This window comes from Rhodococcus erythropolis NBRC 15567 (assembly GCF_001552595.1).
GTDB classification, from domain to species: domain Bacteria; phylum Actinomycetota; class Actinomycetes; order Mycobacteriales; family Mycobacteriaceae; genus Rhodococcus_F; species Rhodococcus_F erythropolis.
The window spans coordinates 34,684-55,115 of sequence record NZ_BCRM01000007.1 but is presented as its reverse complement, the minus strand read 5'-3'; the positions used below and the strand labels follow the sequence as shown (position 1 = coordinate 55,115).

The 20,432-nt window shown below is 60.7% G+C and carries 18 protein-coding genes and 1 tRNA gene; 6 read left to right on the top strand and 13 right to left on the bottom strand.

Annotated features, from left to right (window positions below; genetic code table 11):
* Window positions 1-11 precede the first annotated feature (11 nt).
* Window positions 12-566 (bottom strand): nucleosidase, encoded by a 555-nt coding sequence (locus RE4_RS12255; RefSeq protein ID WP_060938678.1) that lies wholly within the window; start codon window positions 564-566, stop codon window positions 12-14.
* A 68-nt stretch (window positions 567-634) separates the two neighbouring features.
* Here RE4_RS12255 and nadE point away from each other — a divergent pair, with 68 nt between their 5' ends.
* A complete protein-coding gene (gene nadE / locus RE4_RS12250; RefSeq protein WP_060938650.1) occupies window positions 635-1,459 on the top strand; it encodes an NAD(+) synthase in 825 nt (274 codons plus the stop codon).
* An 836-nt stretch (window positions 1,460-2,295) separates the two neighbouring features.
* Here the strand turns inward: nadE and RE4_RS30680 are convergent.
* The 3 genes from RE4_RS30680 to moaA form a co-directional block, all read right to left on the bottom strand.
* On the bottom strand, window positions 2,296-3,672 hold the full coding sequence (locus RE4_RS30680; protein ID WP_158630213.1) for a DUF3696 domain-containing protein: 1,377 nt from the start codon (window positions 3,670-3,672) through the stop codon (window positions 2,296-2,298).
* A gap of 217 nt (window positions 3,673-3,889) precedes the next feature.
* Complete coding sequence (locus RE4_RS12245; protein WP_060938649.1) at window positions 3,890-4,147, bottom strand: MoaD/ThiS family protein; 258 nt, start codon at window positions 4,145-4,147, stop codon at window positions 3,890-3,892.
* Window positions 4,140-5,198 carry a GTP 3',8-cyclase MoaA gene (moaA, locus tag RE4_RS12240; protein ID WP_060938648.1) on the bottom strand — a complete coding sequence of 353 codons (1,059 nt, stop codon included), beginning with the start codon at window positions 5,196-5,198 and terminating at the stop codon, window positions 4,140-4,142. Before moaA ends, RE4_RS12245 begins: the two co-directional genes overlap by 8 nt.
* Window positions 5,199-5,309: 111 nt before the next feature.
* On the opposite strand from moaA, the gene RE4_RS12235 reads away from it, so the two are divergent.
* From RE4_RS12235 to RE4_RS12220, 4 genes are all read left to right on the top strand, one after another.
* Window positions 5,310-6,512, top strand: a complete 1,203-nt coding sequence (locus RE4_RS12235) for a molybdopterin molybdotransferase MoeA (RefSeq protein WP_060938647.1) — start codon at window positions 5,310-5,312, stop codon at window positions 6,510-6,512.
* A gap of 28 nt (window positions 6,513-6,540) precedes the next feature.
* Window positions 6,541-7,527, top strand: coding sequence for a bifunctional molybdenum cofactor biosynthesis protein MoaC/MoaB (moaCB, locus tag RE4_RS12230; protein ID WP_060938646.1), 987 nt, complete (start codon window positions 6,541-6,543; stop codon window positions 7,525-7,527).
* Window positions 7,520-7,933, top strand: a complete 414-nt coding sequence (locus tag RE4_RS12225) for a molybdenum cofactor biosynthesis protein MoaE (RefSeq protein ID WP_007731311.1) — start codon at window positions 7,520-7,522, stop codon at window positions 7,931-7,933. Before moaCB ends, RE4_RS12225 begins: the two co-directional genes overlap by 8 nt.
* A gap of 228 nt (window positions 7,934-8,161) precedes the next feature.
* Window positions 8,162-9,601: a DEAD/DEAH box helicase gene (locus tag RE4_RS12220; protein WP_019747875.1), complete on the top strand. Its 1,440-nt coding sequence runs from the start codon at window positions 8,162-8,164 to the stop codon at window positions 9,599-9,601.
* 15 nt (window positions 9,602-9,616) lie between these two features.
* Here the strand turns inward: RE4_RS12220 and bluB are convergent, their stop codons facing one another.
* From bluB to RE4_RS12205, 3 genes are all read right to left on the bottom strand, one after another.
* Entirely contained in the window at window positions 9,617-10,246 is a 630-nt protein-coding gene (gene bluB, locus RE4_RS12215; RefSeq protein WP_019747874.1) for a 5,6-dimethylbenzimidazole synthase, read from the bottom strand.
* On the bottom strand, window positions 10,243-11,295 hold the full coding sequence (locus tag RE4_RS12210) for a CobW family GTP-binding protein (RefSeq protein ID WP_029255081.1): 1,053 nt from the start codon (window positions 11,293-11,295) through the stop codon (window positions 10,243-10,245). The genes bluB and RE4_RS12210 overlap by 4 nt, the downstream gene beginning before the upstream one ends.
* Window positions 11,296-11,376: 81 nt before the next feature.
* Window positions 11,377-11,979, bottom strand: coding sequence for a lipocalin family protein (locus RE4_RS12205; protein WP_021334361.1), 603 nt, complete (start codon window positions 11,977-11,979; stop codon window positions 11,377-11,379).
* 178 nt (window positions 11,980-12,157) lie between these two features.
* Here RE4_RS12205 and RE4_RS12200 point away from each other — a divergent pair, with 178 nt between their 5' ends.
* Window positions 12,158-14,692, top strand: a complete 2,535-nt coding sequence (locus tag RE4_RS12200) for an AMP-binding protein (protein ID WP_060938645.1) — start codon at window positions 12,158-12,160, stop codon at window positions 14,690-14,692.
* Between the two features lie 11 nt (window positions 14,693-14,703).
* On the opposite strand, the gene RE4_RS12195 is transcribed toward RE4_RS12200, so the two are convergent.
* The 6 genes from RE4_RS12195 to pgm all read right to left on the bottom strand — a co-directional run bounded on the left by RE4_RS12195 (window position 14,704) and on the right by pgm (window position 20,396).
* Window positions 14,704-15,819, bottom strand: a complete 1,116-nt coding sequence (locus tag RE4_RS12195; protein ID WP_081098348.1) for an NAD(P)/FAD-dependent oxidoreductase — start codon at window positions 15,817-15,819, stop codon at window positions 14,704-14,706.
* Window positions 15,820-15,944: 125 nt separating this feature from the next.
* A tRNA-Ala gene (locus RE4_RS12190) sits at window positions 15,945-16,017 on the bottom strand.
* A gap of 145 nt (window positions 16,018-16,162) precedes the next feature.
* Window positions 16,163-16,906 carry a DsbA family protein gene (locus RE4_RS12185; protein ID WP_007731305.1) on the bottom strand — a complete coding sequence of 248 codons (744 nt, stop codon included), beginning with the start codon at window positions 16,904-16,906 and terminating at the stop codon, window positions 16,163-16,165.
* Window positions 16,907-16,948: 42 nt separating this feature from the next.
* Window positions 16,949-17,437 (bottom strand): MauE/DoxX family redox-associated membrane protein, encoded by a 489-nt coding sequence (locus RE4_RS12180; RefSeq protein WP_019747868.1) that lies wholly within the window; start codon window positions 17,435-17,437, stop codon window positions 16,949-16,951.
* A 25-nt stretch (window positions 17,438-17,462) separates the two neighbouring features.
* Window positions 17,463-18,716: an MFS transporter gene (locus tag RE4_RS12175; protein ID WP_060938643.1), complete on the bottom strand. Its 1,254-nt coding sequence runs from the start codon at window positions 18,714-18,716 to the stop codon at window positions 17,463-17,465.
* Window positions 18,717-18,758: 42 nt separating this feature from the next.
* Complete coding sequence (gene pgm / locus RE4_RS12170; RefSeq protein ID WP_060938642.1) at window positions 18,759-20,396, bottom strand: phosphoglucomutase (alpha-D-glucose-1,6-bisphosphate-dependent); 1,638 nt, start codon at window positions 20,394-20,396, stop codon at window positions 18,759-18,761.
* Window positions 20,397-20,432 lie beyond the last annotated feature (36 nt).

Genomic DNA, 20,432 nt, shown 5'->3' with positions numbered 1-20,432 from the left:
TGCAGGCTCGATCAGACGTTGTCGAGCAGCCAGCGCCCCAATTCGCGGGCGCTGGCATCGATCATCGCGGGCCAGTCCAAGGCCGAGTCGTCCGCGTGATCGCTGACATGTTTGACGAGTCGGCAGGTAGCACCCGCAGCCTGCGCGGCGAATGCGATGGCAAACCCCTCCATGTCGACCAGATCGGCTCGCTGAGCGAGAGCGTCCCGGGTCGCAGTGTCGGCGATGAATGCGTCGCCGGTCGCCAACACCGAGTCGTCACCGCCGGCGAGCACCAAACGGTCCGCGACGTCGTGCCCCAGCGCTCGGATCGCGGTGCTGCTGATGTCGTGATTGATGACAACCCCGGGAACATAGAGGCCACCGTGGTGCGCGTGCAGCGCACCGGCGGTCCCGACGTTGACGACCAGCGGCAGATTCTCCCGCTCGTACCGCGCGAGAGCAGAGGCGACTGCTGTTGCAGCACTGACCTTTCCAATCCCCGTGATCAGCAGTTCGTATCCTTGCGGCACGTATGCCGCTTCCGACTTCGTCGCACTGACCACCAGAACGTTGTTCGCACTCATGTGCGCGACCGTACCGCCCCGGATACGGTGGCACTGCACGCGCCTGCTCACATCGCTAGAGTCCATTCATGGCCACACTGCGTGAAAGCATCATCGAAGAACTCGGCACAAAGCCGACAATCGACGCCGCAGCGGAGGTTCGCGCGCGAGTCCAGTTCCTGAAGGACTACGTGCGCTCGACCCCCGCCAAAGGGTTCGTTCTGGGAATCAGCGGCGGTCAGGACAGCACGCTCGCCGGAGCCCTCGCCCAACGCGCGGTCACTGAACTTCGTGAAGAAGGCCACGAGGCCGAGTTCGTCGCAGTTCGACTCCCCTATGGCGCGCAGGCCGACGAATCCGATGCTCAGATCGCACTCGGCTTCATCAAGCCGGACCGCTCTCTCACGGTCAACGTCAAGCCTGGCGCCGACGCCACAGCCCGTGAGGCCTCTGAGGCGTTGGGGAACGGCGAACTACGCGACTTCGTCCGTGGCAACATCAAGGCGCGCGAACGAATGGTCATTCAGTATGCGATTGCCGGTCAGCTCGGCTACCTCGTGATCGGTACCGACCACGCCGCAGAAGCGATTACCGGCTTCTTCACGAAATTCGGTGACGGCGGCGTCGACATCACGCCGCTCACCGGCCTGAGCAAACGGCAGGGCGCTGCGCTACTGCAGGAATTGGGCGCACCCGAGAGCACGTGGCGCAAGGTGCCGACCGCCGACCTCGAGGACGACCGACCCGCGCTGCCCGACGAAGTTGCCCTCGGCGTCACGTACTCACAGATAGACGACTACCTCGAAGGAAAGGACGTTTCCTCCGAGGTAGCCGAAAAGCTCGAGAAGATGTTCGCCAACACTCGTCACAAGCGCACGGTGCCGGTAACCCCCCTGGATACCTGGTGGCGATAAGACTGTCCTTCAACCGTGAAGATATTGACGCGCGCGCCCGTACCCGAGCCGCAAATCGCCTTTCACATCTAACGAAGTAATGCGATCAAACTCCCAAAGACCGCCTCACCTTACCATCTATAGCTACCAAGCCCTTCCATTTACGCAAGAAAATTAACTCGCTCGACTGCCTGTTCTCAAGTGCATCTCACGCTAACGATTGCACAGCAAAGAAATTGCAAAGATATATATCGCGAATCATGAAATTCAGCCGAAACGATTCAGAAAGACCAATTGCCGAAGCGACACCATATTCGAACCAACCCAAATCCCCAACCCTCCAAACCCTTGCCGAGAGTGAATTCTCTATTCTTGATAAACCTGATCTGACGACAACACTACGACATGCAGTTCCTTACCGACCTTAGATCTAACACTTATATTAAAATCATCAAAATCGTTCGACACCAAAAAGCGATCGATAGATGAAACGGCTGCTCCAAGAACAGCTCTATCTTTTTTATTCTTAGGTATCAATTTCGCTATTTTTTTTCTGTCAGAAACACTAGGCCGATCCGCAAATATAACCCTCTGACTTCCTAGAAGCCGAGTCAGCACAACTAGTGGAAACGAATTAGGAGGTAATGTCCTCTTATACTCCGAATAAAGGAGGCTAGTTTCAGCATTCGGCGATCTTTTTCCCGTGTCGTCCAGAATTAGGCAAATCGTAGCATCTCCAAGAATGTGCTGCATAAGTTCGATAGCGCTGGAATTGAACTTGTTAGGCCCATTAAGTGAATGGGCAAGAACGCAAGTATCAACCACTAAGCCCGTCGAACACCAATCCTTCAGAGATTTCATCGGCCGGCCTGCGCGAGTGCCAAAGCAAAAGAATCTTCAAGCTGTTCCTCAAAGAATCCAGATGGCCAATCTTGTATATTGAGTTCCGCCCGCTCTCCGATCGATATTCTTTCTGCAGTGGATACATCGTTTATATTGTCACAGTAATAAACTGCAACATCTTGAGCGCTTATAACGCCTTCCGCAATCCGTCTACGTAGCCTCAACACCAGGTGCTCGCTATGCGTCTCGACAATAGTTCGCGTTCCGCCGACAGCACGATCTACTAAAAAATCCGTAATAATGCACTGCTGCGCAGGATTCAGATGAATCTCAGGCTGTTGTACGATAAATGTATCCCCGTCACGAGTCAAACTGCCTTGAACCAAAATTGGGAGAAGTTGCGATAAACCAATGCCTGTGTGAGACAGGTTGACCTCGATACCATCACGACTGGACCGGACGAGCACCTGGAAAAAATCATCACCAAGCTGACGGAAATCGAGGTCGCCGTACCCCAGAGTCGATAGCCAACGATTTACGCTACGTTTGACATCTCCATTATCGGATCTCATCAAAAGTTCCGGAGCAAACTGGCCATCTCGTCCAACATCCGATGGAACCTCCGGCGATATGCGATACGTACGAGACGGCAAGGATCGGAGTGGCCCAAGATAGGAAATATTTCGCAATCGATTCTCAAATGTGTGATTAAAAGAACTCTGTATATCATACAGATCGAAGACTGCGTCCATCCAAGGACGTGCCGCTTCCCAGCGTTGCTCGTCCTTCCTCCATTTACTCGGCATATAGATCGCCCCAAGCCCTGAAAAGAGAAATCCGTGAGGCATCTCCTCGTTCAAAGCTCTCGAGAAATCTGAAATCTCCCGAATTGGACGCCCTCCAGAGCTTCGAGGAGGTAACACTGGGGCGGAGACCCTCCATGAATCCTTCTTGGTATTCTTGATTCTTTTTACGATATTATTGCCCGAGCGATCTGACATAATTGTCTTAGTCAACGCACAAGACAAACCATCCTCTCGTGCGTCAAACGAGATATCTAACGAAGCGTCTGTAATAGGGCGACTATCGCGACCTCGTACCCTCAAATCGCCTAGACCCAGGTCCATTTTGAACCGCAGGGATCGATCACTGTCGTGACCGTAGACAATCTCCTTAAAAGTCCCCGCATCGAGGAGGCTGCCGCGTGTCAGTAGATTTGTTCGACGATCTTTCGCATCCAAAGTCTGCTTCAAGAGCAATAGAGGTGCGTAGGCCGATGTCTTTCCCACATTGTTTCGACCAATAAGTAGAGTAATCTTCGGAAATTCAAATTCAGTGGGATTCTGATATCCTCTGAAGTTTTCCCAAGTCACTTTCCACGAACTCACCATCGAACCCTCTCCTCGAAACAACGATTCCCACATCATGTCATAGGGACAAGTGATGCATACAGGCTTCGATCAGCGAATCTCCAGCAGAGACGACGAAATCGCTTTCCGACCTCGCATTCCTCACGCTGAATGAGACTGGAACGCACTATTCGGCCTCAATTCGACGCTGCCCTCCATGAGGGCGAGTAATCACCACAAAAGTGGTCGTGCCAACTGACTATCCCCCCGCAAAGGGCGGCAGAACGTCCACGACTGGACCAGTCAGACGACTGACGTCGCGAGTCAACTCGTCACCCACGAGGAACGCCGAGACCGACAGCACTCGCTCCATCTCCGGTCCGTATCGCCCGACCAAGACCGCCACCAACTCGGCAAGTGTGTTGTCGGGCGAGATGGCGACTACCTCGCTACGGCAACCGGATACATCCGCTGCAGCAGCAAAGTAACGAACCGAGATCGAATGCGGATCAGCCACCGATCGCTCCCATACTTCTTTCGGGCGGAACGAAGTCCGCGGCGTCGATGCCGTGCCCTGCCCATTTGTTCCACATCGCACCGCGCCACAAATCCGCAAGTTCGTCGTCACTTGCTCCCGATCTGAGCGCCGCGCGCAGATCAACTTCACGGTCACTGAACAAACATGACCGAATTGTTCCCTCTGCTGTCATTCGCGTCCGATCGCAATCACTGCAGAACGAGCGCGTCACCGAAGCGATGATCCCCACCGTCATTTCAGTTCCGTCGACACGCCATTCTTCAGCAGGAGCCGACGGGTCTTCGCGACCGATTGCGGCCAATTCGAAACGGTCACTCAATACCGACAGCAATTCAGCCGCAGTCACCATGTTCTCGCGCGCCCAAGCATGGTCTGCATCGAGAGGCATTTGTTCGATGAACCGCAATTCGACTCCGGCGTCGAGGCACCACTGTAAAAGGTCCGCCGCGCCGTGGAGCGTTTCGCGCATGAGAACGGCATTTACCTTGAGCGGCGCCAGTCCAGCCACCGCGGCCGCTCGGATTCCCGCGAGAACCGAAGGCAACCTGTCTCGACGCGTCAATTCCGCGAAGTGCGCGCGATCAACCGAATCCAGGGAAACATTGACGCGGGTCAAACCAGCTGCAGCCAGCTTTGCGGCACGATGTTCGAGCCCAACGGCGTTGGTGGTCATGGCAAGTGGAATTCCTGGCACGCGCGCGGCGCACCCCGCGATGATCTTTTCGAGGTCACTACGCATCAGCGGTTCGCCGCCGGTGAACCTCACCTCGCGAATACCGACTCGTTCGACACCGATTCCGACTACTCGAACGATCTCGTCGGCACTCAGAAGGTCTTCCGCAGCGATGGCCGGCAAGCCTTCCTCCGGCATGCAATACGTGCAACGAAGTGAACACTTCTCGGTGATCGAGACTCGCAGATCTCTGGCAACACGCCCGAACCTGTCGACCAGGAGATCCGTCTCGGGACGACCGGCGAGGGAGGCAGCGTCAAACCGCACGGTGGGAATTCCCATCGAGACCACTGTCATCACTTCACCAACTTCCGTATTGCTCCAGTATGACCGAAAGCCGTACTCCGTGTGTCGGACGGACCACACCGCCTAGGATCAAAACATGTCGAGGTTGTCGAGGTTACTGTCATGAGCGCGCGTTCGGTCGAGGAACACGCTGCGCACATCTCCGGATTGCTCACCGGCCTGCACACCCTCTCTCCGTCGGCGGTTCCGACGGCAGAAGCGTTGGGGCGCATAACTTGCTCGGATATCGCATCGCCGGTGGACCTGCCCCTCTTCCGCAACTCACAGATGGACGGATATGCGGTCGATGCTGCTTCTGTGGCCTCGGTTCCGACCACACTGACGGTTCGAGGCGTGATCGCCGCTGGAAGCGGAAAACCACCGAAACACCTTCCAGGATCGGCATTTCGCATCATGACCGGTGCGCCGCTCCCCGAGGGTGCCGACGCCGTCGTTCCCGTCGAGGACACCACGGGCGTCACCGAGCACGTGGTCACCATCGAACGGGGCAGGTCTGTAGGCGAATTCGTTCGCGAACGTGGCAGTGACATCACTGCCGGAATGCTACTGGTCACGGCCGGAACACACTTGGAACCTCGCCATATCGCCGCGCTGAGTGCTGTGGGCCTGGCCTCGCTCGACACGTACACGAAGCCACGGGTCGCGATAATTACGACGGGCGCCGAACTGAAAAGTGCCGGAACAACTCTCGAACCCGGCGAGATCTACGATTCCAACGGACCAGCTTTGGCAACATTGGCCGAAGCCAACGGCGCCGATGTCGTATCCGTCGCCCGAAGCAGCGACGACCCGGCCGAATTCCGCGAATTACTCTCGTACGCAACCTCGGTCGCCGATCTGGTTTTCACCTCCGGTGGGGTGTCCATGGGCGATTTCGAGGTGGTGAAGGAAACTCTCACCCCTCTGGGTGCACACTTCGGCCACGTCGCAATGCAACCTGGTGGCCCGCAAGGCACTGCAGTGGTGAACGAAGTGCCGGTCCTGAGTTTCCCGGGCAACCCGGTCAGCACGATGGTCTCGTTCGAGGTCTTCGCCCGCGGCGAACTGCGCCGGGCCGCGGGTCTGCCCGAGATCCCGCGCGAACGGCTGCCACTTACTGCACCGCTGCGTTCGGTGGATGGCAAGCGCCAGTTCCTGCGCGCGCGTAAAACTGCGGACGGTATCGAACTCGTGGCCGGACCCGGCTCGCACCTCGTTGCAGCAATGGCGTGGGCCGACGTCCTGATCGACGTCCCCGCTGCCGTGACCGAACTCGGCGCGGGCGATCTCGTCGACGTCGTCCCGCTCTCGACTTCCTCGATTTGATTCACTCGATCTGATTCAAAGGACACTCATGACCGAATTGACACACGTCGACAGCGAAGGCCGAGCGCGCATGGTCGACGTCAGCGCCAAGGCAGAGACGACGCGCATCGCCGTCGCTGCCGGTGAACTCGTCACGACCGCCGAGGTAGTTCGCCTCGTCCGCGCCGACGGCATGCCCAAGGCCGATGTCCTCACCACCGCGCGCATTGCCGGAATCGCCGGTGCAAAAAAGACGTCCGAGCTGATCCCGTTGTGTCATCAGCTCGCGCTTTCGTCGGTCAAGGTGAACTTCGGGTTCACCGAAACCTCGATCACCGTCGAAGCGACGGCAAAGACTCGCGGACAGACCGGCGTCGAGATGGAAGCACTCACCGCCGTCGCGGTGGCTGGCCTGACCTTGCACGACATGGTCAAAGCCGTCGATCCCGGAGCCACCATGAACGGTGTTCGCCTGCTCACCAAAGACGGTGGTAAACACGGACATTGGACCCGCGACACTCAGAGCGCACAGACATCTCCAGCGCACGCCTTCACCTCGCCACGGTCCGCAACCGTCCTCGTCGCTTCCACCGGCGGTGCCAACGGAACCAGACCCGACACCACCGGACCGACGATCGCAGCCTGGCTACGCGAGCGGGACTTCGAGGTGCGTGGACCGCTTGTGTACGCCGACGCAGACATCGCGGCGGGCATCGCTGACGCCAAGGAGGGCTCCCCGTCGCTTGTCATCAGCACCGGCGGCACCGGTGCCTCCCCCACGGATGCAACCCCGGAAGCTACCCGGGCAGTCTTGACCCGTGAGTTGCCCGGGGTCGCAGAAGCGATCCGAACCAAGGGCCTCGAGAAGACCCCGCACGCGTCACTGAGCCGCGGTGTGGCAGGTCTCACAGGTACGACGGTCATCGTCAATCTTCCGGGTTCTCCCGGTGGAGTGAAGGACGGTCTCGCCGTCCTCGAACCCATCATCGATCACCTGCTCGCGCAGGTCGCAGGCGGAGGAGCACACGATGAGTGAGCTACTGGCTCGGATCTCCGAGCAACCGATTCACGCAGACACCGTCGACGCCGCCGTAGCCGGTCCGAAGAACGGCGCTGTTGTGGTGTTCACGGGAACGGTGCGCAATCACGATGGAGGTCAAGCAGTTTCAGCGTTGGAGTACCAAGCGCATCCGGATGCCGAGCGCTTCCTCCAGACGTGCTGCCAAGAGGTTGCAGCCTCGACCGGCCTGCCGGTTGCCGCGATCCATCGCGTCGGTCACCTCGAGATCGGTGACCTCGCACTGGTCGCCGCCGTCGCCGCCCCGCATCGAGCGGAGGCGTTCGCCGCGTGCGCCGAACTGGTGGAGCGCATCAAGCACGAGGTACCGATCTGGAAGCGGCAACACTTCGCGAACGGCGTCTCCGAATGGGTCGGGTTGTAGGTCGAACGCTCCGAGAAGGTAGAGTTGCGATCACTAGGTGCCTGAAATCGGGCATCCAGCGTCGTAGAACGCAAATTTTCTTGCTGAGTGCTCAATGCACCCGCTCTTCTTACGGCGAAGAAGCCTGCCGACCGGCAGCGCCGCCACCACTGTGCTTGATTGTTCGACCGGTTAATTCCCGTGTCGGCATCCGGGCACGAACACGTGCCCGAAAGGCTCTGAACACACTTGTCTGACATCTCTACGCCCGCTACCACCTTCGCAGCCCTCGGTGTGCGCGCACCGCTGGTGAAAGCTCTCGAAGACGGCGGAATCACTTCTCCGTTCCCGATCCAGATCGACACCCTCCCCGACACTCTTTCGGGGCGCGACGTACTGGGCCGCGGAAAGACCGGAAGCGGCAAGACCCTCGCGTTCTCCATCCCCATGGTCTCCCGCCTCGCCGGCGAACTGTCCGGAGGCAAGCGTCGTCCGGGTCGACCGCTCGGCCTGGTGCTCGCACCGACGCGTGAGCTCGCCACCCAGATCACCGCAACCCTCGAACCGTTGGCCGCCGCATACGACTTGCGCGTGACCACCATCTTTGGTGGCGTCTCGCAGCACCGCCAGGTTCAGGCCCTCAAGGCCGGAGTCGACATCGTCGTCGCCTGCCCCGGTCGCCTCGAAGACCTCATGAAGCAGAAATTCGTCAGCCTCGACGCCGTCGAGATCACCGTGCTCGACGAGGCCGACCACATGGCCGACCTCGGCTTCCTGCCCGTCGTCACCCGCATCCTCTCGTCCACCCCGCAGGACGGGCAGCGCCTTCTGTTCTCGGCAACGCTGGACAACGGCGTCGACAAGCTCGTCAAGCGTTTCCTCAAGAACGAGGTCATGCATTCGGTCGACGAGGCCAACTCCCCCGTCGCCGCGATGACGCACCACGTGTTCGACGTCGACGGCGTCGAAGCCAAGAAGGCTCTGGTCGAGAAGCTCGCTTCCGGTACCGGTCGTCGCATCCTGTTCATGCGCACCAAGCACCAGGCACGCAAGTTGGCTCGCCAGCTCACCGAGTCGGGCATCCCGTCAGTGGACCTGCACGGCAACCTCTCTCAGGCTGCTCGCGACCGTAACCTGGCGGCATTCTCCGCCGGTGAAGCGCGCGTCCTCGTCGCCACCGACGTCGCAGCGCGCGGCGTCCACGTCGACGACGTCGAGTTGGTCGTCCACGTCGATCCGCCGGCCGAGCACAAGGCGTACCTGCACCGCAGTGGTCGCACCGCTCGAGCAGGCAGCGCCGGCGACGTGGTCACCGTGGTTCTGCCCGAGCAGCGTAAGGATCTCGCGATCCTCATGCGTAAGGCAGCCATCAAGGTGACCCCGGTTCGTTCGACTGCCAACTCCGAGCACGTCGTCAAGTTGGTCGGCGACATCGCACCGCACGTCACGCCGGCTCCGAAGGCTCCGGCCCAGCCGAACGGTGGACGCGGACAGCGTCCCGCCGGCCAGGGTGGACGCGGCGGCGCAGCACGTTCGGGTCAGGCGCGCTCCGGACAAGGCGGTCAGTCACGCGGTGCTCGCACCGGCGGAGTTGCTCGTCAGGAACATGCAGGCGGCGGCGCTCGCCGTCCCCGCACCGGCGGCGGCGCTCGCACCGCAGGCTCCACCGGGGGCCGTCCCGCGCGCTAGGCCACCCGGTACAACTCAATAGGTTTCGTAGTGGACAGCGTCGGCCAATGGCCGGCGCTGTCGCCATCCGAAGCGCTCGAGATCCGGAACCTGTTGAAACTCAGTCACCTTCCCGACGCACAGCCACGCAATGGGGCGTACGGGCGACGGAATGCCCATGAGTTCGGTGAGGTACTTCTCGTCGTAGAACGAAACCCAGCCGATGCCGATCTCCTCGGCCACTGCGGCGAGCCACAAATTCTGAATTGCGAGTACCGCCGAGAACAGTCCGGTGTCGTCGACGGTATGACGGCCGAGGATGTTCGGGCCACCGCGTGACGGGTCGTAAGTGACGACGATGCCGGTACCGCTCTCGGCGATTCCCTCGATTTTGATGGGGTCGAACGTCGATCGGCGATCCTCGGGCAAAGACTGCGCGAACTTCAGCCGGGCATCGGCGACATGTGCCGCGAAGGTATTGAGCGTCTCCGGATTACGAACGACGACAAAATCCCACGGTTGCGTGTTTCCCACGCTCGGCGCGCGATGGGCGGCGTCGAGAATGCGCATCAGAGTTTCGTCGGGGATGACCTCTCCCGAGAACTCGGCGCGAACGTCTCGCCGTCGCCGAATCGCTTCGTACACGGATACATCTGATTCACTCACGCCCCGACGGTATAGCGGTGCAATCCCAGCATGGCGTCGGGGTGCGGTTCGACCGTTTCCTCGCGCACGCAGGCGCGGAGTGCGCTGCCGACCACTCCCGAATCCATCCCGGTACCGATCACAACCAGTTGCGTGGTTCGAGGTTCGCCCGACTTCCACCGCAGCGGCGTGATCCGAACATGATCACCCACCGATTGGATCTCGAATTTTCCTGTGTAACCCGGAATCTCGAAGTTCACGAATCCTTTGATGCGGTACACCCCAGGCGGTTGATTCTCGAGGAAATGCGTCAGAGCCCTGGCATCGAGTGGCATCTCCGACGTGAAATCAACCGATTCGTAGCGGTGGTGCAGGTGATCGTGGTGACACGAGCCGTCCTCGTGATCGTCGTCGTGCCCCTCGCGCAGGAGCTCGTCGAGGCTCAGTTGATCGCCCGGAGCGGGAGGGGTCACCTCACCGGAATCGAACAGCAGAGCAGGGTCTATCCGTGAATGCGCCGTCTCCACTATCGGCGCTCGCGGATTCAACTCGCGAATTCCGGCCGTGAATCTCTCGCGCTCGGAGACCGGAACGCTGTCGATCTTGTTGACTACCACCAGGTCTGCCAGGCGGACATGTTGATCGAGCTCGGGATGTTCGCGGCGAACGGTGGAGAAATTGGCTCCGTCGACCAGGACCACCAGGCCGCCGTAGACGACAGACGGGTTCTCACTTCCGAGGACGAGTCGAATCATGTTCCGCGGCTCAGCAAGCCCGCTCGCCTCGATGACGATGACGTCGATCCCGGATTGCCGGTGCGCCAACTTGTTGAGCATCTCGTCCATGTCCGAGACGTCGACAGCGCAGCACAAACAGCCGTTGCTGAGAGAGACCATCGAATCGACCTGACCGGCGACCATCATCGAGTCGATGTTGACGGAGCCGAAGTCGTTGACGATCACGCCGATGCGTACACCGTCGTTGTTGCGCAGAAGATGGTTGAGCAGCGTCGTCTTGCCCGAACCGAGAAAGCCTGCGACGACTATTACGGGAATCTGCTTCTTCGCCACCACGCAACCTTCCGAAACCACACGTACCGATCAGTGATCGTAGTGGAGTGTGGCTCCGGAAGGTTCACGCTGACAGCAGACTCACACCGTGCAGAGCGGACGGATGTCCGACGTGCCCTCGGTGGTCGGTGACGTCAAGATCGTGCACGCGTTGTATCCACGGGATTCGGCGACCCGACGGATCTCACTCCAGCCGGCCGCGTCGACAATCGGGGACCGTGAGAGCACGAACCCGGAAAGCCTGAGTGGATCGCCCACCAGTGCCCACGAATAGTCGTCGGCGATATACGTGACGATGTAGTTGGGCGGACCGTCCAAACTCTCCTGCGAGGGCACCCCGGGGAAGCTCACATGCAACTGGGCACCCGTTGCTGGATCGGTAACTCGGGCATTCCCGACGATCTCGTTGGCTTGGCCGGTCCACGTCGTACACGTGTTCTTCACGCTCACGTTCGACGAATCGACGATCCCGTAACTCGCCCGGGTGTCCTTCGCGCACGCGAGGTTGAAGGGCTGAGGAATCGCCGCCACCTGGTTCCATTCCCCTACGTAGCGCGCGGCGTCCAGGTTCGCCACCGGCTGCAGAGGTTCCCAGAGTGGGCTCGCCTGCGCGGTTCCCGAAAACAGCGTCGCTGCGGCGCACACTCCCGCAATCGCAATCGCACTTCGCCCCGACCACTTCATGTCATTGCTCCTCGTCTGTACAACGCTCGATCGGCATTGGTTCCTCAAGGTATTCGGAGCTGACGGACTGGAGGATGGGGACGTATGTAAAACTACTTTCGGTTTGTTATGGACCTACTTCACAAACCTTATGTAGTCTTTGCTCAAAGATAGCTGAAAGTCGGACGGAGCTACTGTGATGAAGGTTGTCGACTTAGGTCTCGAGCGCACTCGCTATGCAGTCATCGACGAGACGATCGAGTCGAGGTGGCGCCGAGTCACCTCGATGCAGCACGACAGCGTTGCCGTCGTGACTCCACGCGACCGGATCACTTTCGCCGAACTCGAACTCCGGACCGATGCATTGGTCCGCGAACTTCGCCTGCGTGGGTCACACGGGGCTCGCCCGGTTGCGGTCGATCTCGAACCAACCGCCGAGTCGGTGCCCGCCATCCTCGCTACTCTGATTTCCGGTCGGCCCTTGGTCATGATCGACCCACAACTCCCCGAGGCCCGGCGAGCGCACATCATGAGCGCCTCGGGCGCCGTCGCGCTGCAGTCGATCCTCGACGAATCGGCCGCAACCGGCTTCCGTTTCGACAACGCGCTGGAACCATCGAGTTCCGACCCTGCCATGATCGCGTTCACATCAGGGACCAGTGGAGCGCCCAAGGGAGTCGTGTTGAGCCACTCCATGTGCCTGAACAAAGCCGACGAACTTGCCGCAGCAATCGACCTGCGCCCCGATGATCACATCGGAAACCTGTTGCCCGTCAGTTTCGGAGCCGGAATCACGGCCCTGATCATGGGACTGATGAACGGCGTCACGGTCTTCTGCTGGGATCCACGCGTAGACGGAGTTTCGGGAATCGACGACTGGCTGATCGAGAATTCGATCACGACCGCGCACTGCGCGCCGTCATTCCTGCGGGCATGGTCAAGCCTCGAATCCGATGAAGCACCGGATAATTCGCTCGGATCGCTGCGGGTCGTCGTGACGTACGGGGAAGCAGTGCACGGCGAGGACTACGCGCGCCATCGCAGTCACGGCTTCGCTCGCGTCACGTACGTCAACTGGCTGGCCACCACCGAGACCGGTGTCGTCGCGTACAACGCGTTCCCACCACATTCCGAACTACCCGTCGGAGTGGTTCCGGCCGGACGTGCTCGCGACGGCAAGGATGTACAGATCGTCGATGTGAACGGCGTGCCTCTCCCCGACGGAGAGATCGGCGAGATACAGGTTGTCTCGAGCGATCTTGCCGATGGATACCACGGTGACCCGGATCGCACTGCGGCACGATTCACGCGCCTCGGCGACGGAGTGAGCATCTACCGGACCGGTGACCGGGGCCGTATCGACGAACGCGGCGAACTACAACTGCGGGGACGCGTCGACGACGCCGTCAAGATTCGGGGCTATTTGGTAGAGCCGATGGAAGTCGAGGCGCATATTCGTCGAATTCCCGGCGTCTCCGATGTTTTCGTGGCTGTCGTCCTCGAGAACGATCGACCGGAGATTGTCGCCTACGTGGTCCTGACCAAAGCCGTGATGGCACGGTCGGGCGCCGAGATGCGGCGCGAATTGGCGACATATCTGCCGGCCTGGATGCTCCCCCGACATTTTGTTCTGATGCCAGCGTTGCCGCGCAACGAAAGAGGAAAGGTCGATCGAACAGCGCTGCCCTCCGTCGAGGTGCGGTCCACTCCACCGACTCTCGCCGGGCCCGCCGAATTGTGGTTGTCCTCGATCTGGGAGTCGATTCTCGGTATCGACTCCATCGACCGTGATGACGACTTCTTCGAACTCGGTGGCGATTCGCTTGCTTCAACCGAAGTGGTGGCAAAGATTCACGACATGTTCCGGATCCGGATCACGGCGGCGGAGTTCGCGGCCGCCAGCACCGTCAAAGACCTTGCAGCGCTGGTGGATCGGTGCAGAATCGATCCCGATGATCGTGTCTGTCACAACACGATGGTTCCGCTGAAGCTCGAAGGGTCCGGGCGACCGCTGTTCATCATGAACGGAGCGGGGTGCCCATCGACGACGCTGTCCACCTTGTCGAAAGCGCTTCACACCGATCGGCCGGTTTACGCACTTCAGCCACATGGCTTCGAATCTCGCGGACTACCCGACCGGTCAGTGAAAGCAAGCGCCCGCCGTTTCATATTCGAAATCAAGAAGATTCAGCCCACCGGGCCATACCTCCTCGCCGGTTACTCGTACGGCGGCTACGTGGCGCTGGAGATGGCGTCACAGCTGTCCGAGTCCGGTGACACTGTCGAGCACGTCACCGTTCTCGACACCAGAATCTCCACGGAGACTGCCACACGACTGGCCGGTCGAGCGGGCATCAGTTTGGATCCGTCGATCGTCGACCTCGCACCACAACCATCCACCAATACCCGGTGGAAGCCGACCAGGCGCACCGTCGCGGCGATGTGGATCCGCACGCTCTTCGCCGGCATTCTGCAGTACCCACCGGCCACCCAGTGGACGGTGTTCCTCTACATCGGCGGCCAGGCGCTCCGGAAGCATCGGATGCGAACGTGCGCCGCGCCTGTCACGGTGATCCGTGGAGCCACCAACAACCGTGGACGTGAGATCTGGTCACTCATCGCCACAGGCTCCCTCGATTTCGACGACGTCGACGCGTGTCACGAAGACGTCGTCCGTCAACCGTACGTCCGCAAGACTGCGGCGATCATCGACCGAATCTGCGATCGAGCGTGACCAACTGCGGCTCATGTCCAGCTGTAGAAGAGAGAGCGGCGCGGAGTGACAGCCCATTCGGTCGTCGACGAACAGACCCTTTCCTTGACGAATCCACCCGCCCTGCCCGCAATGACCACTCCCGTTGACTCGTCGACACGAGTGGTCCGCTGGAACACACCTCGCCGCCTCCCGAGACTGATGCACCGGCCTGCGAACTTCGGAGTCACCGGGCGCGGCGCGGAACCTTCGAGTCGATGCAGGATCGTTTCGGCCGCATGGACTCCCAAGGGGATCGCGGCCTGACAACTCATCCTCAGTGAAAGAGCACCGACTGCGACCGCATCACCCGCACCAAAGATGTTGGGGTGGGACGAGCATTCCAGTCGATCGTCGACCTTCAGACGACCGAGATCGTCGCCCGGGAGGCCACTTCGGCGCGCCAGCTCGGGGACACCGAATTCTGTCGCGAGAATCGTGCAATCGGCCTCAACCCGTACACCTCCCGCTAGCTCGCAGGACGAACCGTCGATCCGAGTCACCCGGGATTCGGTGACAATATCAACCCCAAGGTCGGTCAATGTTCTGAGAATTGCCGATCGAGCATGCTCTGACAGGTCCGGGGCCAAGATTCCTCCGGTCACCAAAGTGATTCGGCTGCTTCGCTGCTCAGCCAATTCTGCGGCAGTCTCGATTCCGGTGAGACCGCCGCCGACAACGCAGACCGCAGCCTTCTCGTCGAGAGTCGCCAGCCTGGACGAGAGGCGGACTGCGTCCTCGAATTTGGCGACGCCGAACCCGTGCTCGTCCGCCCCGGCGATCGTGCTGGGTAACTGCCTACTTCCGACTGCGTAGACCAAGTAGTCGTAGTCGAGCACGATGCCGTTGTCGAGCGTAAGCCTGCTGACCGCGGCGTCGATGTCCGTCACCGTTCCGAATACTCGGTGTGCCGTACGCGGTAATGCGCTGTCGAACGAGACCGTCGCGTCGTAGCCAGCTGCGATCATCTGATGGAGCCTGATTCTTTGCACGAAGTGTGGGCGCGGATTCACGACGCTCACCGTGATGTCCGACCGAGTTCGCAGCAGTCGCTTCGCTGCCATGACGCCCGCATATCCTGCCCCGATTATCGCCACGTGTGCACTCATGGTTCTCCGTTCCGCCGACGGTCCCCATGCCGAGAATGCACGGGATGATCAAGCCTCACCGCGGACAGTATTGCGCACGAAACAACAAATGCTCTGCACCGATTGGTGCAGAGCATTTGTTCGGGTGGAGCTAAGGGGACTCGAACCCCTGACCCCCACACTGCCAGTGTGGTGCGCTACCAGCTGCGCCATAGCCCCGTATTCAATTAACTCTAACAGTCGAACTCGCAGCGGCTTTTCTGCTTTCCGCTTGCTGGAAGAAAGTTACACCACTTGACTCCTGGGCAACAAATCGCCTGGTCAGAGCGAAGCGGCCGCTCCTCGTCCGAGCGGCCGCTTCAGCTCAGGAGGAGAGCTTGGAAACCCAGTCGCTGCTGCCCGTGTCAACGATCTTGCCGTTCGCCACTACCGTGGGCGTCCCGTTCGACCCGACATCCTTGAGCGCCTGGCTGGCGGCTGCGGCATTAGCCGCGGCGGCTTCGACGTTGGTGCCGGAAGAGATGCAGGTTGCCACGTCCTCGGATGCGCCCGCATCACGAGCGATCTGGGCGAGGTCGTCGTTGGTGTGATCGCTGCTGCCGCCCTCGGCAGGCTGCGTGTCGGTCGCGAAAAGCTTGTTGTGGAATGCGGAGTACGCGATCGCGTCACCACCCTGAGCGACGCAGAGCAGAGCGGCGCCGGCCCGTGTGGAGTAGTCACCGCTGCCCGACGCCCGGTTGAGGAAGTTCAGCATGTGGTACCGCACGGCGACGTCACCGTTGTCGACGGCGGCCGCGAGAGCCTGGCCACTGAGGTGCTCGAGAGCAGCGCAGGCCGGGCACAGCGGATCCTCGAAGAGATCAATGGTCGTCGCGGCGGAGGGCTTGCCGAGCAGCACCACTCCGTTGTCCTGCACCGTGACGGCAACTTCGGAACTCTGCACGGAGCCGTAGCCGTCGTTCTGGGGCTTGTTCTTGCTGTTCGTCCACAAGACACCGCCGATGACGAGGGCCGCGATCACGAGCACCGCGAGGCCACCGATGATGTAGGTGGAGCGGCTCGAGACCGGTTCCGGCGAGTATTTGTTCTTGCTGCTCTTGGTGCTCACGCTGATGCAGTCCTTCGTGCGTCGAAACGATTTACCGATTGCTTACCTTGCCACTGAAGACTGAGTATCCACTGAGAACGCCGCGCGTGATCCGGGCCCCAATGCGAGCGGCGAACGCGGGAACACGAGCAGCCAGACGGCAAGTGCCAAGAAGCCGAGGTCCCGGAGAATCTCCTTCAGATAGTCCCAAGCGCCGACGTCGGCTGCACCTCCGCCGCCGAAACATCCGCAGTCGATGGACAATCCCCTGGCCCACACCGAAATGATCACCGCAATGAGAACCGTGAGGATGACCACCGAGACCGCAGCGGATACGCGCACCGCCAGCCCGACGAGGATCAGCAGGCCCAGCACTATTTCGACCAGGGGAAGAGCCGTCGCCACCGGACCTACCAGCGACTCGGGCAACAGTTGATAGGCGCGCACCGCGATCTTCGTCTGCACGGGATCAAAGAACTTGAGTCCCCCGGAAATCAGCCAAACGGCCGCCAAACCCAATCGGGCCACAAGACTCACGATGCGAATTGCCACCCGATCGAGAGTACAGAATGCCCGGTCAGTCCAGGTTTATCCGCGCAGGAGTATCCGTTAGCACCGTCACATCAGTCAGATCTTCGACGACGGATTCGACGGGCTTCGTTCGCGACGGAACGAACAACCAACCCGTCGCCGACACGACTACTACGGCTCCCATCACCGCGAAGGCCGCCGAGTACGACACATGCTGGGCGATCAGCCCGGCACAAATCGGCGCCACTACCCCACCGATGTCGGACATCATCTGGAATACCGCCAGAACGGGTCCGCCTCGGGCCGTCGATCCGACAACATCGGCAACCGCGGCCTGCTGGGCCGGACTCATGAGCCCGGAGCCGACACCAGTCACTGCGGCGATGGCGAAGAACACCACAAGGTTGTCGGTGAATCCCATTGCGATGGTTCCCAGACCGCAGATGAGCAGACCGCTCACGACAAAGGGCTTGCGTCCGAAGCGGTCCGAGAGCCGTCCGGAAACGATCAACACCAACGCGTTTCCGACGGCAAAGATCGTGAGAGCGTAGGCCGCTATCGACGGGTCTCGGTCGAGGAACTCCACGACGAACAGAGGGACCATGGCAACGCGAACTCCGAAGATCACCCCGCCGAAGGCGAGGTTCGATCCGAGCGCTGCCCGGTACACCGGCGACTGGAGCCCTTCGGCGAGAGTCATCGACTTCACATCGACAGCCTTGTCCGGTGACGCCAGGTGAGATCCACGCAGGCTCACGAAGACAACGAGCGCGGCGATCACCAGCGCAACTGCGTAGATGATGAACGGCATCCGCAGACCGAACTGCAACAGCGCACCGCCGACCAGCGGGCCGCCGATCGATCCCATGAGAAAGCTTGTCGCGTACAGCCCCGAGACGCGGCCGCGACTGTCCGGCGGTGACATGCGAATGATCAGCCCGAGAGCCGACACCGTGAACATCGTCGACCCGATACCGCCCAACGACCGGAACAGCAGAAGTTGCCAGTACTCCCCGGCGAAAGCGCACGCACCGGTCGAGACCGCGACGATCAAAAGGCCGACGATGTAGACCGGACGCTCACCGAGTTTCTGTACCAAAGAGCCGCTCATCGGCGCGAACACCAATCGCATAAAAGCGAAAGACGAGATCACGATCGTGGCGGCGGTGACCGATACGTCGAAGCTGCGCGCGAACTGCGGTAGAGCCGGAGCGACCAACCCGAATCCGAGGGCGATGACGAAGCTGGCGGCGACCAGTACCCAAATTTCCTGTGGCAGCTTGGCTGCACGAGTTTTCATGTCGCCCGGAATTCTAGCCGGGCGACACGAGCGGTCCGCGAGCTAGTTCGCCTTCAAGACGCCGGACACCAAGTCCTTGGCCGCTGCCTGAACCTGAGCCAGATGATCGGCGCCCTTCATCGACTCGGCATAAATCTTGTACACGTCCTCCGTGCCGGACGGCCTCGCTGCAAACCACGCGTTCTCTGTCGTCACCTTGAGACCACCGATCGCCGCGCCGTTTCCGGGCGCCGCGGTCAGTGTCGCCGTGATCGGTTCACCCGCCAGTTCGGTCGCACTCACCTGATCGGGAGACAGTTTTGCCAAGACTGCCTTCTGTGCGCGTGTCGCGGGTGCATCGATCCGTGCGTACGCCGGGCTCCCGAACTTCTCGGCCAACGCGTCGTAATGCGCTGACGGAGACTCTCCCGTCACCGCGGTGATTTCCGACGCCAGCAACGCAAGGATGATGCCGTCCTTGTCCGTCGTCCAGACGGAACCGTCGTGGCGAAGGAAGGATGCACCGGCGCTTTCCTCGCCGCCGAATCCCACGGACCCGTCGAGCAGACCGGGAACGAACCACTTGAAACCGACTGGAACCTCGAGCAATTCGCGGCCCACACTGCTGACCACGCGGTCGATCATCGAGGAACTCACGAGTGTCTTGCCCACCTTGGTGTCTGCGCGCCACCCTGGCCGGTTCGCGAAGAGATACTCGATGGCAACGGCGAGATAGTGATTCGGGTTCATCAAACCGCCGTCGGGCGTGACGATGCCATGGCGGTCGGAGTCTGCATCGTTTCCGGTCGCGATGTCGTAGCGATCCCGAATTCCGATCAGCGACGCCATCGCGTCGGGCGACGAACAGTCCATGCGGATCTTGCCGTCAGTGTCGAGCGTCATGAATCGCCAGGTCGGATCGACGAGAGGATTCACCACTTCGAGGTCGAGTCGGTGAGTTTCGGCAATCGCGCCCCAGTAGTCGACGCTTGCCCCGCCGAGGGGATCTGCACCGATCCTGATTCCGGCATCGCGGATTGCATCGAGGTTGAGGACAGAGGGGAGGTCTTCGACGTAGTACCGGAGGAAGTCGTAGCGTTCGACGCGGTCCAGTGCCTGCGCCGCCGTGACACGCCGTACCCCGGAAAGCCCCTTGCGCAGTAGCTCGTTCGCTCGATCGGCGATAACCGACGTCGCATCCGTATCCGCGGGTCCGCCGTGTGGCGGGTTGTATTTGAAGCCGCCGTCACGCGGCGGATTGTGTGAAGGCGTCACGACGATGCCGTCGGCCTTTGCCTCCGGTCCCGTCGAGTTGTACCGCAAGATCGCGTGGCTGACCGCCGGGGTGGGCGTGTAGGCATCGCGTGAATCGACGAGGACGACGACGTCGTTGGCGACCAGAACCTCCAAGGCCGACAGCCAGGCAGGCTCCGAGAGCGCATGTGTGTCGCGGCCGATGAACAGTGGTCCGTCGATGCCCTGCGAAGCGCGGTACTCGACAATCGCCTGGGTTGTCGCCAGGATGTGAGCTTCGTTGAACGCCGCGTCGAGACTGGAACCGCGATGTCCTGAAGTGCCGAAAAGTACCTGCTGCATCGGGTTCTCGGGATCCGGGGTGCGCGTGTAATACGCGGTGACCAGATGAGGAACGTCGATCAGATCCTCTGGCAGAGCCACTTGTCCTGCTCGTTCGTGCGCCACGAATCCCCCTCGGCCCGGTGGTCGACCACTGTGTCG